Genomic DNA, 16,313 nt, shown 5'->3' with positions numbered 1-16,313 from the left:
TCCGAAAGGAATGCGCGGCTTGTTCTCGTTTATAGGCTAGTAAAGTAAGGGCTTATGGCTGGACGAATTCCGCGTGTATTTATCAATGACTTGCTGGCTCGCACCGACATCGTCGATCTGATCGACGCCCGGGTAAAGCTCAAGAAGCAGGGCAAGAACTATCACGCGTGCTGTCCGTTCCACCACGAAAAAACGCCTTCATTTACCGTTAATGGTGAAAAGCAGTTTTATCACTGTTTTGGTTGTGGTGCGCACGGTAACGCCGTCGACTTTCTGATGAATTACGACCGACTTGAGTTTGTCGAAACCATCGAAGAGCTGGCAACCATGCACGGACTGGAAGTGCCTTACGAGGCAGGTTCCGGGCCGACCCAAATCGAACGTCATCAGCGCCAAAGCCTGTATCAACTGATGGAACAGCTCAGTTCGTTCTATCAACAGTCACTGCATCAACCTTCCGGTGCGCCGGCGCGTAATTATCTGCAACAGCGCGGGTTGAGTGACGATGTTATCCGCCATTTTGCCATCGGCTTTGCACCTGCCGGTTGGGATAATGCCTTAAAGCGTTTTGGTCGCGACGCCGACAGCCGTAGTGCATTGAACGATGCCGGCATGCTGGTGACTAACGATCAAGGACGCTCGTACGATCGTTTCCGTGAACGCGTAATGTTCCCTATTCGCGACAAGCGTGGGCGAGTGATCGCCTTTGGCGGACGCGTGTTGGGTGACGGCATGCCGAAATACCTGAACTCGCCGGAAACTGAAGTATTCCACAAGGGTCGTCAACTGTACGGCCTGTATGAAGCGCAGCAGAACCACCCTACCCCGCAGCGTTTGCTGGTAGTGGAAGGCTATATGGACGTGGTGGCGTTGGCGCAATACGGCATTGATTATGCCGTCGCCTCGCTCGGAACCTCAACGACGGCTGAACATATTCAGCTGCTGTTCCGCGCCACCGACAACGTGGTCTGTTGCTATGACGGTGACCGGGCCGGTCGTGAAGCGGCCTGGCGCGCACTGGAAACCGCGCTGCCCTATCTCAATGACGGGCGTCAGCTGCGGTTTATGTTTTTGCCTGATGGCGAAGACCCGGACACATTGGTACGCAAAGAAGGCAAAGAGGCCTTCGAACAACGGATGGAGCTGGCGCAGCCGCTTTCCACTTTCCTGTTCGAAACCCTGATGCCACAGGTTGATCTGAGCAGCCCGGACGGCCGCGCCAAGCTGAGCACGCTGGCGCTACCGCTGATTACTCAGGTGCCGGGCGAAACGTTGCGCTTGTACCTGCGTCAACAGCTCGGCAGCAAGCTTGGCCTGCTCGATGACAGCCAGCTAGACAAGCTGATGCCCAAACAGGCTGAAAATGCGAATACCTATCAGGCACCCCAGCTAAAACGCACAACCATGCGTATACTAATAGGGTTACTGGTACAAAATCCGCAGTTGGCTACACTTATCCCTTCACTCGAGGGATTGGAGCAGACCAAACAGGCCGGTTTACCGCTGTTTGTCGAGTTGGTGCAGACCTGTTTAGCTCAGCCAGGCCTGACTACCGGCCAGTTGTTGGAGCAGTATCGCGACAACAAATTGAGCCAGCAGCTTGAAACCCTGGCGACATGGAACCATATGATCGTTGAGGAAAGGGTCGAACAGACCTTTTTGGACACCTTGGCCAGCCTATATGACTCGGTACTGGAGCAACGGCTGGAGACATTGATCGCCCAGGCCAGAACACATGGCCTCAGCCCGGAAGAACGTGAAGAAGTCCGTTCTCTTAACCAAGTGCTAGCGAAGAAAAACTGAATACCTAAACGGCTTAAGTGCCGATAAATGCGAGGGCAGAGCCCTGCAATATGCCGCCACAGTGGGCCGCGGCAACAACAAAAACGCCCCAAATGCTATTGTTGGCGGTTTCGCCGACCGACACCAACCCCAATACTCTGAAGTGTGGATACCGTCTTATGGAGCAAAACCCGCAGTCACAGCTAAAGCTACTTGTCACCCGTGGTAAGGAGCAAGGCTATCTGACCTATGCTGAGGTCAATGACCATCTGCCGGAAGATATCGTCGACTCCGACCAGATCGAAGACATCATCCAGATGATTAACGACATGGGCATCCAGGTGCTGGAAGAAGCACCGGACGCCGATGACCTGATGCTGGCCGAGAACACCACCGACACCGATGATGATGCGGCGGAAGCGGCTGCTCAAGTGTTGTCCAGCGTTGAGTCTGAAATTGGCCGTACCACCGACCCGGTGCGCATGTACATGCGTGAAATGGGGACCGTTGAACTGCTGACGCGCGAAGGCGAAATCGACATCGCCAAGCGCATTGAAGACGGCATCAACCAGGTTCAGTGCTCGGTTGCCGAGTACCCGGAAGCCATTACCTATTTGCTGGAGCAGTACGATCGCGTCGAAGCGGGCGAAGCTCGCCTGTCCGATCTGATCACCGGCTTCGTCGATCCTAACGCGGAAGAAGACATCGCTCCTACCGCAACGCACGTCGGTTCTGAGCTGTCGACCGAAGAGCAGAAAGATGACGAAGAAGAAGACGACGAAGACGAAGAAGAAGATGACAACAGCATCGATCCAGAGCTGGCTCGTCAGAAGTTCGCCGATCTGCGCGATCAGTATGAAGCGACTCGTGTAGTCATCAAAAAGAACGGCCGCAGCCACGCCAGCGCAGCAGAAGAAATTCTGAAGCTGTCTGAAGTGTTCAAGCAGTTCCGCCTGGTGCCAAAACAGTTCGACTTCCTGGTCAACAGCATGCGCATCATGATGGACCGCGTTCGTACTCAAGAACGTATCATCATGAAGCTGTGCGTTGAGCAGTGCAAAATGCCGAAGAAAAACTTCGTTACCCTGTTCTCCAGCAACGAAACCAGTGATACCTGGTTCGCAGCAGCGCTGGCAATGGCCAAGCCATGGTCAGAAAAGCTCAAAGACGTCGCGGATGACGTGCAGCGCAGCCTGCAGAAACTGCGTCAGATCGAAGAAGAAACCGGCCTGACCATCGAGCAGGTGAAGGACATTAACCGTCGCATGTCTATCGGTGAAGCGAAAGCCCGCCGTGCGAAGAAAGAGATGGTTGAAGCCAACTTGCGTCTGGTTATTTCTATCGCCAAGAAATACACCAACCGTGGTCTGCAGTTCCTGGATCTGATCCAGGAAGGCAACATCGGTCTGATGAAAGCGGTAGACAAGTTTGAATACCGCCGTGGTTATAAGTTCTCAACTTATGCCACCTGGTGGATCCGTCAGGCTATCACCCGCTCTATCGCCGACCAGGCGCGTACCATCCGTATTCCGGTGCATATGATTGAGACCATCAACAAACTCAACCGTATTTCGCGCCAGATGCTGCAAGAGATGGGCCGCGAACCGACGCCGGAAGAGCTGGCTGAACGCATGCTGATGCCGGAAGACAAAATCCGCAAAGTGCTGAAGATCGCCAAAGAGCCGATCTCCATGGAAACGCCGATCGGTGATGATGAAGATTCACATCTGGGCGATTTCATCGAGGATACCACCCTCGAGCTGCCGCTGGATTCTGCTACTTCGGAGAGCCTGCGCTCTGCCACGCACGACGTTCTGGCCGGCCTGACCGCCCGTGAAGCGAAAGTGCTGCGTATGCGTTTCGGTATCGATATGAACACCGACCACACGCTGGAAGAAGTGGGCAAACAGTTCGACGTTACCCGTGAGCGTATTCGTCAGATCGAAGCCAAAGCGCTGCGTAAACTGCGTCACCCAAGCCGTTCCGAAGTGCTGCGTAGCTTCCTGGACGACTAAGCTTTGGTTTGGTTGATCGAACTTTAAGCTTTGACAATAAACGGCTTCTTTAACAGGAAGCCGTTTTTTTATGCCTCAAAACACCAGTAACCCTACAATAAAAAAGGTCTTGAGCGGCGGTCAAAAAAACACCATATTAATAGTGTTTTACGGTTTCCGTTAAAACACGAGGTAATTGTCTTAAGAACATTACTGAGAGATATCAAATAAAAGGAATGATTTTGATGAATGATAAATGGGAGTTTTATCAAGACAATCGCAATGAATGGCGTTGGCGCCGTACGGCACCTAACGGTAAGATTGTCGGCGCATCTACGGAGGGTTATAAGAACCGTTCCGATTGCATTGCCAATGCCAAACGTAACGGCTATCCAGGGTAGTCGCTGCTCTATTAGTTTGGTTTGAATTAAGTCAGTATAAGCTGCTCGCGGCAAAAGCCGGGGCAGCTCTTTGACAGTCCCCACAGCCTTATTATCGATCTCATGCCCGCAATAAAAATTATTTCAGAGCCAGGAACAACTCGCGGTAGCTCTCCGTAAGCTGCTCCAGCGTGGCACGGTTCAATCCGCTGGGGTTAGGCAATACCCAAACCTCCGTTTTGCCAATCGTCATCTCCTGACGGCCCCAGGCCGCATTTTTCACCCCAAAGGCACTGCTGAACGCCTGCTTGCCCAAAATCGCCAGCGCACGCGGCTGGTAACGCAGGATCTTTTCCTTTAACGCCTCACCGCCGCTGAGCAATTCGTCACGCGTTACCTCACTGGCCGCCACCGTGGGCCGCGCCACCAGCGCAGTGATGCCACAACCGGTATCCTGCAGCTGTTGCCACTGCTCAGGCGCTAACTGAGTATCGGTAAAACCGGCCTGATGCACTACCTTCCAGAATCGGTTACTGCCGTTAGCAAAGGGGTAGCCTTGATGGGCCGAGGACAGGCCAGGGTTGATGCCGCAAAACACGACCCGCAGGTTGGGTGCCAGGAGTTCCATAAGGTTCGAGAGTCCATTAAAGGGATTTACAGCGGTTATCGCAAAATCCGCCAGCAATTACAACAGGCTAGAACTGCGCATAAAAGCAACATACAGATGGTTAACAGTAGACCTGCGCCGGAGGATTACCGTATAATCTCGCCGCTTGGCCCCTTAGCTCAGTTGGTTAGAGCACGCGACTCATAATCGCTTGGTCACTGGTTCAAGTCCAGTAGGGGCCACCAAATTTAGCTGATATAACAGCACATTAAGCCACTTCACACGAAGTGGCTTTTTTGTTGCCCTGATTTTCATGGCGATGAAATGGCGATAGCTTAATCAGGCGCCACCGTTCTGCCGCTGGTGAGCCAACTGTTCGGCACGCAGCAGGATTTCCTGCAGGTCGTCTTCGTCGATATCAAACAGTTCGCCCTGCATCAGTGCCTCATGCAAGTCAGCGCGGGTGATAGACACCGCATCAATCGGCAGATTGGCTGGCTTGGCCTCGGCCGAGGCCAGAGGGTGCGGGTAGCGTCGTCCGGCCAGGTTATTGAAGATAATCGCCAGCAGCGCCAATAACACCGAGTTCAACAGCACCGGGTACAGCACGAAGCTATAGCCCAATTGATGAATGCCCGGCCCACCGAGGATCGCAGTCAGCGCGACCGCGCCGCCGGGAGGATGCAGGCAACGCAGTTTAAACATTAACCCAATCGCCAATGCCGCCGCCACTCCACAGGCCAGGCCGGGATCGGCTATCAGCAGGCTGGTGCTGACCCCCACCGCTGCGGCCGACATATTGCCCCCGACGATGGACCATGGCTGCGCCAGCGGACTGTTCGGCACGCCAAAAAGCAGCACGGCGGAAGCCCCCATCGGCGCAATAAACCACAGGTTCACTTCGCCCAGAACAAAATGGCTGATCCAACCGGAAATCATCAGCCCCAATCCGGCGCCAACGCTGGAAAGCAATATCTCTTTTTTGCTTACGGCTAAGGGATGCGGCCACAAACGAGCGCACCCTAGTTTCAAACTCTCTATCCACTGCTTCTTCATGTTACTTCGCGCTGCCAAAACCAACTTAATAGCAACAAATATATCACAACGTCGGCAGCCACCGCCCGCAGTGCGGGTCGCCGTTGAAATAACTTTCCGCTAACAGATTGATTTTTAGCCACTGCTCGGCAATTATCAAAGTTCGCATCCCTTTGCCTTGAGGAAAACCCAATGTCTCAGCCGATTGCCGAACTCTATACCGATGCCGAATTTTTCAGCCCCTATGCCATGTCGGCGTTTATTACCCTGACGGAGAAAGGCATTCCCTTTACCGTTAAACCGGTCGACCTGTCACAGGGAGAAAACAAAGCGGCAACCTATGCAGCGCTGTCATTGACACGCAGAGTCCCTGCGCTGGTGGTCGGTGAGTTTCAACTCTCGGAGTCCTCGGCCATTGATGAATATCTCGATGAGATCCACCCGGCTCACCCGGTGTATCCGCGCGACGTTAAACAACGCGCCAAGGCCCGGGAAGTCCAGGCATGGCTACGCAGCGATCTGCAGAACCTTCGCGCCGAACGCTCGACCGAGGCCGTTTTCGGCAAAGGCAAGTTTCCCCCGCTGTCCGCCGCCGCACAGGCTGACGCCAACAAGCTGATCGCCGCCGTCGAAAAAATGCTGAGCCACGGCCAGGATAATCTGTTCAGGGAATGGTGCATTGCCGATACCGATCTGGCATTGATGCTCAATCGGCTGGTGATACACGGTGATGCGGTGCCGGAAAACATTCGCCACTATGCGCAGAAACAGTGGCAACGTCCTTCGGTGCAGGCCTGGTTGGCACTGCCGGAGAAAATGCGCGGCTAAAAAAACCGGCGGCCACGACGCCGCCGTTCTCAATTATCGAGAAACAACATCACTTCTTGAGGGAAGGCAATTCACCATCCAGAGGGCAGATAGCCGAACAGCGACGCAATGGCATACACCGCACTGCCCAAGTACAGCAATACGATACTGATCTGCAACAACGGATGGGTGATCCAGCTGCACTGCCAACGTGGCGTCTGGTCACCGTGCTTGCGCGCTCCGCGCAGGATTAGCATCGGCATAATCGACAGAATCACCCCGCTGAATACCCCGGCGAAATACAGCGCGTTAACGAATGATACCAGCCCGCTGTAAGCCAGCGCGAACGGCGGCAATACCACCAGCATCAGCACGCCGAAACGGCGCAGCGGCTGTTCGTCATTACCCAGTCTGAACTGGTCGAAAATATTGGTCAGGAAGCTGCCGCCCAGCCCCCAGTAAGAGGTCAACATCGCGCACAGGGCAAAGATGTTGGCGGAGAAGAACGCCCATTGCCCCAACGCCTGGCCCCATGAAATGGTCGCCACATCAGTGATGCCATCCAATCCACTGAGAGCAATGACCGACATCGGCACCGCCGCCAGCAACACAAAGGTCACCGCCATACCGACCATAATCGCCTTGGGCAGTTGCTCTGGTTTGTCCGAGAAACCGCGCGCCATTTCCGGCACGATATACTGCGCCGAGAAGCAGAACACCACCACGTTGAAGACCGGCACCATAAAGCGCCAGTCACCGTCCAGCAGGTTGCGCATCTGAGTGGTGTCTTTGAGCAGCGTGGCGGCCACCAGCGCGGTCAGCATCACCACCATGCCAATGCTGATAAACTTTTCGCCACGGCCAATCGCCTTCAGCCCCAGGTACAACACCCCCGCCGCCGGCACGAAAAACAGCAGGCTGCCGATCGCCGGTGAGATACCAAACAGGGATTGCAGCAGTTTACCGCTGCCGGTCATATAGGCGGTCAGCGCCCCGACGCTGTTGACGCAGACCGAAGCAAACATCAGCCAGGCACCGATACCGCCGACATAACGTTTCGCCAGCCCGCTTAATTGCAGGTGAGCACGGGTGCGCAGAGTGGATTCGGCGACGTAAAGCATGGTGATAGTGGTCAGGCTGCCCACCAGCACCAGCCAGAACAACAGCGGTAAAAAACCGGCCTTGCTGGAAGCGTAAGCGATAGACAGCACGCCGGCGCCAATGTTGGTGCCGACAATCATCGCCACCCCTTCGAGAAAACTCAGTGATTTGGCGGGTGCAGGCTTTCGCACCCCGGCGCTAAGCGCCGGAGGAATATAGGTATTATCAGAAGACATGCAGCATCCTTTGTCTCCCGGCGGTGCGAGCCACCGGGAGAGGTTAATTTCCCAGTGATTAACAGCTCACATCGATACACAGGTATTTCAACTCCAGATATTCTTCAATCCCGTAACGCGATCCTTCACGCCCGAGCCCTGATTGTTTCACGCCACCAAACGGCGCGACCTCGTTGGAAATCAGCCCGGTATTGATGCCAACCATGCCGTATTCCAACGCTTCCGGGACTCGCCACTGGCGTGAGGCGTTCTGCGTGAACAGATAGGCAGCTAAGCCGAATTCGGTATCGTTGGCCATGGCGATGGCTTCCGCCTCATCATGGAAACGGAACAACGGCGCCACCGGGCCAAAGGTTTCTTCTTTGGCGAAACGCATTTTCTGCGTCACGCCGGTCACTACCGTGGGCTGGAAGAAGGTACGTCCCAGCGCGTGTGGCTGACCGCCGATAGCGATCTGCGCACCTTTGATCAGCGCATCGTCGATGTGGCTCTGCACTTTTTCCACCGCGTCCTGGTCGATCAGCGGGCCCTGAGTGGTCCCTTCCTGGCTGCCGTCGCCGACTTTCAGTTGCTCGACCGCCGCCACCAGCTTGTCCACCAGACGGTCATAGATGCCGTCCTGCACGTAGATGCGGTTGGCGCAGACGCAGGTCTGGCCGCTGTTGCGGAATTTGGAGGCCATAATGCCGGCGACTGCCGCGTCCAGGTTGGCGTCGTCGAACACGATCACCGGCGCATTGCCGCCCAGTTCCAGCGACAGTTTTTTGATGGTTGGTGCGCACTGCGCCATCAGGATCCGGCCGACCTCGGTCGAACCGGTAAAACTCAGTTTGCGCACCACCGGGCTGTCGCACAGTACCTTGCCCACCTGAGCGGCATCACCGGTGACAATCTGCAATACGCCAGCAGGAATGCCGGCATCCTGCGCCAGCTTGCCTAACGCCAGCGCGGTCAGCGGCGTTTGTTCGGCCGGTTTAACGATAATCGCGCAGCCTGCCGCCAGCGCCGGCGCGACCTTGCGGGTGATCATCGCCGCTGGGAAGTTCCACGGGGTGATCGCCGCACAAACGCCAATCGGTTGCTTGACCACCACCAGGCGCTGTGAGGCCAGCGGTGCCTGCAATACCGCACCGTCGACCCGTTTGGCCTCTTCGGCAAACCAGGTGATAAACGAAGCGGCATAGGCCACTTCACCACGCGCTTCCGCCAATGACTTGCCCTGTTCAGCGGTCATCAACTGCGCCAAATCTTCCTGCGCCGCCATTATCTTATCGGCCCAGGCCAGCAACAGTGCGGAACGTTGCTTGGCGGTCAGTTGCTTCCAGCCTTGCTGCGCCACCTGCGCCGCGTTAATCGCCTGCTGGGTTTCTTCGCCGCTGACCAGCGGAATACTGGCCAGTTCTACGCCGGTCGCCGGGTTGATCACCGCTTCACGCTTGCCGCTCAGCGCATCGCACCACTCACCGTTAATCAGGCACTGGCTACGCAGCAGCTCGGGATTATTCAATTTCATTGCCACGCACTCCTTATTGGGCCAGCGCGCGGGAAAGAATGCCCAGCGCCTTGGTGAACTGGTCTTCCGGAATGGTCAGCGGATACAGGAAACGGATCACGTTGCCGTTGACGCCGCAGCTCAGCAACAGCAGGCCCTCTGCCAGCGCTTTTTGCTGTACCTGACGGGTAATCTCCGCCGAAGGCTTGCCGGTGGCGGGATCGTTGAACTCCACTGCCACCATCGAACCTTGCGCGCGGATATCCACGATCGCCTTGCTGGTCTGGCGCGCCTGCTGCAACACCTCCACCAGATGCTGCCCCAGGCGCTGCGAACGCTGGCACAGTTGCTCTTCTTCAATCACTTCCAACACCGCCAACGCTGCCGCCACCGCCAGCGGGTTACCGGCATAGGTGCCACCCAGCCCACCCGGTGCCGGGGCATCCATCACTTCGGCACGCCCGGCCACCGCCGACAGCGGCATACCGCCCGCCAGGCTTTTCGCCATGGTGATTAGATCGGGTTTCACGCTGTAATGATCCATGGCGAACAGCTTGCCGGTACGGGCAAAACCGGTCTGCACTTCGTCAGCAATCAGCAGAATGCCGTGCTCGTCACACAGCGTGCGCAGCGCTTGCATAAACTCGGCCGGTGCGATGTTGAAACCACCCTCACCCTGCACCGGCTCCAGCACGATGGCCGCAACCTGCTTGGGATCGATATCCGCTTTAAAGATACGTTCCAGACTGTTCATCGCGTCTTCGGTGGTCACGCCGTACAGCGCATTTGGGTACTGACCGTGGAACACCGAACCAGGGAATGGCCCGAAGCCCAGTTTGTAAGGAGCCACTTTGCCGGTCAGCGCCATGGTCATATAGGTACGGCCGTGGAAACCGCCGCCAAAGGTGATAAGACCTGGACGACCGGTATGAGCACGGGCAATTTTGACCGCGTTCTCTACCGCTTCGGCACCGGTGGTGAAGAATGCGGTTTTACATGGGCCTTCAATTGGCGCGCGCTGGTTAATGCGTTCCGCCAACGTGACGTAGCTTTCGTAAGGAACAATTTGGTAAGCGGTGTGGGTGAAGGCCTTCAGTTGCTTTTCAATCGCGGCGATCACCTTCGGGTGGCGGTGACCGGTATTCAACACCGCAATACCAGACGCGAAATCGATGACTTCATTGCCTTCGACATCCCACAGCGTGGCGTTCTCTGCACGCTCTGCGTAAAAACCACACATCACGCCTACCCCACGCGGGGTGGCATCCTGACGACGTTGATTCAATTCTGCGTTTTTCATGTTGTTCTCTCCGGTCGATGAGCGATGCCAGTTGTACGTTTCGTTCACATTCGTGAAACAATGGCGTTTATTTACACAGGATGTGGCCCTATAATCGAGAGCCAGTTACGATTAATTGAGGGATCCAATTGCGCTCACTGAGTGGTGACCTGTTATTGCAGCGTCTGGGCGAACAGCCCGATGATAAGCTGCATAAACGGCTCTATAATGCGATCCGTACCAGCATTCTGGACGGCAGTCTGCCGCCCTCCAGTCGCCTGCCCGCCTCACGCGATTTAGCGCAGGAGCTTAGCCTTTCACGTAACACGGTTTTAACCGTTTATGAACAATTGCTGGCAGAAGGATATGTTCTGGCGCGCGCAGGAAGTGGCACATTCGTCGCCGAAACCGTGCCAGATAGTTGTTTATCCACTGCCAGCGCCCCGGCAGGCAGTGACGGGGAACAGCGGCGTATTGAACTGTCAGAGCGCGGCGCCGCTCTGTTGCATCACGCCAGCGCCAGCCCCAAACAATGGGGCGCGTTTATCCCCGGCGTGCCCGATGTTAATGCCTTCCCTCATCAGTTATTCAGCAAGATCCAGGCACGCATTAGCCGTCGCCCAGCCCCGCAGAAACTGACCTACAGCAACCAGGGCGGCAGCCCGGAACTGCAACATGCGCTGGTGGATTATCTGCGTGTGGCGCGTTCGGTACGCTGTTCGCCGGAGCAGATTCTGATTACCGAGGGCATCCATCAGGCGATAGATCTGGTGACGCGGCTGCTGTGTAATCCGGGCGACGATGCCTGGATTGAAGAGCCGGGCTATTGGGGGATCCGCAATATCCTGCGAATGAACGACGTGAATATCTGCCCGCTGGAGGTTGATGAGGCCGGCATGGTGCCGCCGGAGCAGCCCAGCGGCGCACCGCGACTGATATTTGTCACCCCGTCGCACCAATATCCATTGGGATCGGTGATGAGCCTGGCGCGGCGACAACGCTTGCTGGCACTGGCACGCAACGGCGGCAGCTGGATCGTTGAGGATGACTACGACAGTGAATTCCGCTTTTCTGGCCAGCCGATCCCGGCATTGCAGGGGCTGGAAGCCGACGCACCGGTGATCTATATCGGCACCTTCAGTAAAACGCTGTACCCGGCGCTACGGCTGGGCTACGTGGTGTTGCCAAAGCCGCTGGTCGCGGCGTTGAAAACCGCCCATGCCGAGCTGTACCGCGGCGGTCATCTGCTGATCCAGACCGCATTGGCGCAGTTTATTCAAGAAGGCCATTACACCGCGCATATTCGCCGCATGCGGCTGCTGTATGCCCGCCGCCGGGCGTTTCTGACCGCATTGATCGAGCAGCATCTGGGCAAGCAGGCGTTGAGCGAGTTCAACAACAACGCCGGCCTGCACCTGATCCTAAACCTGCCTGACGAGGCGGACGACGTGGCTATCGCCGCCGCTGCCAACGAACGCGGCGTGCTGGTGCGGCCGCTGTCGCGCTACTACATGCTGCCCAACCATCGCCGTGGCCTGCTGATGGGGTTTGCCTGCGTGCCAGAAGAACAAATGGCCGCCGCCTTTACCCTGCTGCTGGAATGCATCCGTCCCTGAGCGCTGTTTTCCATCAAAGGCTCTGCAATTGCCACCCTTCCTGCCGCCATTGCAAACGGTGAGTTAATTTCAGCGCCTGCAAAAACGCTTCATCATGGGAGACCACCAGCATCGCGCCGGGAAAACTGGCCAGTGCGGCCTCGATCGCCAGTGACGATGCCAGATCCAGGTGGTTGGTCGGCTCATCCAGCAGCAGCAACTGCGCCGGTTCCTGCCGCCACAGCATGCAGGCCAGCGCCGCCTTCAACCGCTCACCGCCACTCAGCGCCGCCAGGGGCAACAGTACGCGCTCGGCGTTTAGCTGCAACTGTGCCAACTGGCTGCGCATCCTGCCCTCATTTAGCGGCGAATCCTGCAGGCCAAGGTGCTCAACCACCGAGAGCGACAGATCGAGCTGCGAAAGATTTTGATCGAGATAAGCCGTCGGTAGCAAGCAATGGCAACGACCGGCTTTGGCGGCCAACTGCCCGAGGATCACCTTCAGCAAGGTCGTTTTACCGCAGCCGTTCGGGCCGGTTAACGCCACGCGCATCGGGCCATCGATGCGTAAATCCAGCGGCGGCATAGTGATAAAGGGCAGTTGCAGTTGTTCCAGCACCAATACCTGTTTGCCCGCCGCCACTGCACTGCTTGGTAGAGTCAACATCACCGGGCTGTCTTCCTCCACCCGCTGCCAGGCTTCACGCACTGCGGCATCAAGGGAGCCTTTCTGCTCCTGATGCTGCTTGCGCAGCGTACCCAAACTCTCTTTGGCCGCCGCCTTGTAGGCCACGCGTTCAAAGGAGGCAATATTCAGCGTATCGACGGTTTTCAGCGTCTGCGCAGAGCGCCGTTGGCTGATGTCGTGTTCTTTCTGCTGCCGGGCGCGGGTGCGTCGACGTTCCTGACGCGCATGTTCCAGTCCGGCACGCGCAGCCTGCTGCTCCAGATCACGCTGGTGACGATAATCATCATAATTACCGCCGTAGCTGTGCAGTGCGCCGGGCGTCAGTTCGACAATGCGCTGCATACGCGCCAGCAGTTGTCGATCGTGGCTGGCAACCAGCAAGCCGCCACGCCAGTTTTCTAACTGCTGATACAGCCAGTCGCGGGCGCGGGTATCAAGGTGGTTGGTCGGTTCGTCCAGTAGCAGGAAGTCCGCGCCACCGAGCATCGCCCCGCACAAGGCGGCACGCATCCGTTCACCGCCGCTCAGATCGCTCGCTGGCCGTTGCGGATCGAACGGCGGCAATCCGGCGGAGGTAAAAGCGGCCTGCAGACGATCGCTGAGATCCCATTGCCCTTCCAGACGATCGATATCGTCCGCCTGCGGTCGTCCCTGCTCAAGACGGGCCAACGCGGCAAAGGTCTCGCCGTAGCCGAGCAGCTGCGCCAGCGTGGTCCGCGGTGCGAGATCCGACTGCTGCGCCACGTAGGCCAGTGAAGCATGGGATTCAACATGGCCGTTACCCGGCAAGTCCAGCCCGGCAATCAGCCGCAGCAGACGCGTTTTGCCGACGCCGTTGCGCCCAACCAGGCCGCAGCGTTGTTGATCGAAAGTCAGATCCAATGGGCCGAACAGCGTTTCGCCGTCAGCAAACTGGCAGCTCAGTTGATGTAAAACAAGATGAGGTGACTGCGCAAAATGAGCCATAAGCACTCCTGAATGAGATCAAAACATCCCCACAAGGCACCGATGTGCGCAACGTGGGACAAGATATCAGCAGGCGTGTGTGTTCATTTTCGGTAATGGCTCCGCAGAGAGAAGGTATTTCAACGCGCAAATGCTAACCGATTTACTGTTCACGATGCAAACAGCAATAAAGATTCATGACATCTATCACATTCAGCGCAATGCAGATTCCCAACCGCAGTGAAGACGGCTAGATTTATCTCATCCGACCACTTGGTCGTACATAATAATAACGATGAAAGACGCGATGGAGACTGCAATGAGCAATTACCCACACCTGCTGGCGCCGCTGGATCTCGGCTTCACTACCCTGAAAAATCGGGTGCTGATGGGATCGATGCACACCGGCCTGGAAGAACTGCCCAATGGCCCCGAGCGCATGGCCGCTTTCTATGCCGAACGCGCGGCGGCCGGTGTAGCGCTAATCGTCACCGGCGGGATCGCCCCCAATGAAAAGGGCGTGGTGTATCGCGGCGGCTCCACCCTCAGCCACCCACAGCAGGTCAGCCACCACCGCATCGTCACCGAGGCCGTTCATCAGGCCGGCGGTAAAATTGCGCTGCAGATCCTGCATGCCGGTCGCTACAGTTATCAGCCGCAGCCGGTCGCCCCCTCCGCGCTGCAGGCACCGATCAATCCCTTCGCTCCCACTGCGCTGAGCGAGGCGGAGATCGTGCAGACCATCGCCGACTTCGCCCAGTGTGCGGCACTGGCGCAGCAGGCCGGTTACGATGGCGTCGAGGTGATGGGTTCCGAAGGTTATCTGATCAACCAATTTCTGGTGTCGCGCACCAACCAGCGCGACGACCAATGGGGCGGCAGCTTCAGCAACCGCATGCGTTTTGCCGTGGAGATCGTCCGGGCGGTGCGACAGGCGGTCGGCAGCGATTTCATTCTGATTTACCGCCTTTCGATGCTGGATCTGGTGGAAGAGGGGTCCAGCTGGCAGGAGATCGAACAGTTGGCGCTGGCAGTTGAGCAGGCGGGGGCGACCATCATCAACACCGGTATCGGTTGGCATGAGGCGCGTATCCCGACCATCGCTACCATGGTGCCACGTGCCGGTTTCAGTTGGGTAACTCGTAAGCTGATGGGCAAAGTGCGCATTCCGCTGATCACCACCAACCGCATTAACGATCCGGCCGTTGCCGAGCAGGTGCTGGCAGACGGCTGCGCCGATATGGTGTCGATGGCCCGTCCGTTCCTGGCCGACGCCGCCTTTGTGCAAAAGGCCGCCGAAGGTCGCGCCGACGAAATCAATACCTGTATTGGCTGTAACCAGGCCTGCCTCGACCAGATTTTTGAAGGCAAACTCACCTCTTGCCTGGTTAACCCACGCGCCTGCCGCGAAACCGAAATGCCACTGGTTCCGGCAGAAAAACCGAAGAAACTGGCGGTGATCGGCGCCGGGCCAGCCGGGCTGGCCTTTGCCACCACCGCCGCCAGCCGCGGCCACTGGGTGACGCTGTTCGACGCTGCCGATCAGATTGGCGGCCAGTTCAATATTGCCAAACAGATCCCCGGCAAAGAGGAATTCCATGAAACCCTGCGCTACTTCCGCCGCCAACTGGCGCTGCTGGAGGTGACGCTGAAACTGGGTACCTGGGTGACGGCGGCCGATCTGGCAGAATTTGACGAAGTGATCCTCGCCTGCGGCATCGTGCCGCGTACCCCGGAGATCCCAGGCATCGATAACGCCAGAGTCTTGACCTATCTGGACGTGCTGCGCGACAAAAAACCGGTCGGCCAACGGGTGGCGATTATCGGTGCTGGCGGCATCGGCTTCGACACCGCCGAATACCTCAGCCAGCACGGCGTGTCGAGCAGCCTGGATCAGGCGGAGTTTAACCGTGAATGGGGCATCGACAACCAGCTTAACCATCGCGGCGGTCTGGCAGCCGAAGGGCCTGTGGCGACGCACGCGGCTCGGCAGATTTATCTGCTGCAACGCAAGACCAGCAAAGTGGGTGAAGGCCTGGGGAAAACCACCGGTTGGATCCACCGCACCAGTCTGGCGATGCGCGGCGTAAAAATGCTCAACAGCGTGAATTATCAACGCATTGATGATGAAGGCCTGCATATTTCACGAGCCGAACAGGAAAGTTGCCTGCCGGTAGACACGGTGATTATCTGCGCCGGGCAGGAACCGCGCCGCGAGCTGCAACAGCCGCTGCTGGAGATGGGCAAAACGGTGCACTTGATTGGCGGAGCGGACGTGGCCGCCGAGCTGGATGCCCGCCGCGCTATCGATCAGGGCACGCGGCTGGCGATGGCTCTGTAAAAAATTGCCACTATAGTGGCAAAAAACACCT

The 16,313-nt window shown here is 57.2% G+C and carries 12 protein-coding genes and 1 tRNA gene; 7 read left to right on the top strand and 6 right to left on the bottom strand.

All coding sequences use genetic code 11. The annotated features are described in order from the left end of the window. The first annotated feature begins 54 nt into the window (after positions 1-54). The 3 genes from dnaG to M2406_RS14135 all read left to right on the top strand — a co-directional run bounded on the left by dnaG (position 55) and on the right by M2406_RS14135 (position 4,177). Positions 55-1,803: a DNA primase gene (dnaG, locus tag M2406_RS14145; protein WP_012146996.1), complete on the top strand. Its 1,749-nt coding sequence runs from the start codon at positions 55-57 to the stop codon at positions 1,801-1,803. Positions 1,804-1,961: 158 nt separating this feature from the next. Continuing rightward, complete coding sequence (gene rpoD / locus M2406_RS14140; RefSeq protein ID WP_017894063.1) at positions 1,962-3,797, top strand: RNA polymerase sigma factor RpoD; 1,836 nt, start codon at positions 1,962-1,964, stop codon at positions 3,795-3,797. 224 nt (positions 3,798-4,021) lie between these two features. Beyond that, the gene (locus tag M2406_RS14135) at positions 4,022-4,177 is read left to right on the top strand and encodes a DUF1508 domain-containing protein (RefSeq protein WP_017894064.1); all 156 of its coding nucleotides are present in this window, start codon (positions 4,022-4,024) and stop codon (positions 4,175-4,177) included. Positions 4,178-4,295: 118 nt separating this feature from the next. Here M2406_RS14135 and mug read toward each other — a convergent pair whose 3' ends face one another. Continuing rightward, positions 4,296-4,784 carry a G/U mismatch-specific DNA glycosylase gene (gene mug / locus M2406_RS14130; RefSeq protein WP_012146998.1) on the bottom strand — a complete coding sequence of 163 codons (489 nt, stop codon included), beginning with the start codon at positions 4,782-4,784 and terminating at the stop codon, positions 4,296-4,298. Positions 4,785-4,931: 147 nt separating this feature from the next. Between mug and M2406_RS14125 the strand changes: the two genes are divergently transcribed. Continuing rightward, positions 4,932-5,008: transfer RNA gene (locus tag M2406_RS14125), tRNA-Ile, on the top strand. A 94-nt stretch (positions 5,009-5,102) separates the two neighbouring features. Here M2406_RS14125 and M2406_RS14120 read toward each other — a convergent pair. Continuing rightward, a complete protein-coding gene (locus M2406_RS14120) occupies positions 5,103-5,819 on the bottom strand; it encodes an HPP family protein (RefSeq protein WP_012146999.1) in 717 nt (238 codons plus the stop codon). Between the two features lie 171 nt (positions 5,820-5,990). Here M2406_RS14120 and yfcF point away from each other — a divergent pair, with 171 nt between their 5' ends. Next, positions 5,991-6,626, top strand: coding sequence for a glutathione transferase (gene yfcF, locus M2406_RS14115; RefSeq protein ID WP_012147000.1), 636 nt, complete (start codon positions 5,991-5,993; stop codon positions 6,624-6,626). A 71-nt stretch (positions 6,627-6,697) separates the two neighbouring features. Here the strand turns inward: yfcF and M2406_RS14110 are convergent, their stop codons facing one another. From M2406_RS14110 to M2406_RS14100, 3 genes are read right to left on the bottom strand one after another with little or no spacing between them, the layout of a single operon-like run. After that, a complete protein-coding gene (locus tag M2406_RS14110) occupies positions 6,698-7,942 on the bottom strand; it encodes an amino acid permease (RefSeq protein ID WP_259190371.1) in 1,245 nt (414 codons plus the stop codon). A 58-nt stretch (positions 7,943-8,000) separates the two neighbouring features. Then, positions 8,001-9,455 carry an NAD-dependent succinate-semialdehyde dehydrogenase gene (locus M2406_RS14105; protein WP_259190370.1) on the bottom strand — a complete coding sequence of 485 codons (1,455 nt, stop codon included), beginning with the start codon at positions 9,453-9,455 and terminating at the stop codon, positions 8,001-8,003. A 13-nt stretch (positions 9,456-9,468) separates the two neighbouring features. After that, the gene (locus M2406_RS14100; RefSeq protein WP_012147003.1) at positions 9,469-10,734 is read right to left on the bottom strand and encodes a 4-aminobutyrate--2-oxoglutarate transaminase; all 1,266 of its coding nucleotides are present in this window, start codon (positions 10,732-10,734) and stop codon (positions 9,469-9,471) included. A 128-nt stretch (positions 10,735-10,862) separates the two neighbouring features. Here M2406_RS14100 and M2406_RS14095 point away from each other — a divergent pair, with 128 nt between their 5' ends. After that, positions 10,863-12,329 carry a PLP-dependent aminotransferase family protein gene (locus M2406_RS14095; RefSeq protein ID WP_259190369.1) on the top strand — a complete coding sequence of 489 codons (1,467 nt, stop codon included), beginning with the start codon at positions 10,863-10,865 and terminating at the stop codon, positions 12,327-12,329. Between the two features lie 13 nt (positions 12,330-12,342). Here M2406_RS14095 and M2406_RS14090 read toward each other — a convergent pair whose 3' ends face one another. Continuing rightward, on the bottom strand, positions 12,343-13,962 hold the full coding sequence (locus M2406_RS14090) for an ABC-F family ATP-binding cassette domain-containing protein (protein WP_259190368.1): 1,620 nt from the start codon (positions 13,960-13,962) through the stop codon (positions 12,343-12,345). Positions 13,963-14,260: 298 nt separating this feature from the next. Here M2406_RS14090 and M2406_RS14085 point away from each other — a divergent pair, with 298 nt between their 5' ends. Then, the gene (locus M2406_RS14085) at positions 14,261-16,282 is read left to right on the top strand and encodes an NADPH-dependent 2,4-dienoyl-CoA reductase (protein WP_259190367.1); all 2,022 of its coding nucleotides are present in this window, start codon (positions 14,261-14,263) and stop codon (positions 16,280-16,282) included. Positions 16,283-16,313 lie beyond the last annotated feature (31 nt).

It is taken from the genome of Serratia sp. BIGb0163, from assembly GCF_024809935.1.
Classification (GTDB): domain Bacteria; phylum Pseudomonadota; class Gammaproteobacteria; order Enterobacterales; family Enterobacteriaceae; genus Serratia; species Serratia quinivorans.
The sequence above is the reverse complement of the archived record's forward strand: the minus strand, read 5'-3'. Positions and strand labels throughout refer to the sequence as shown.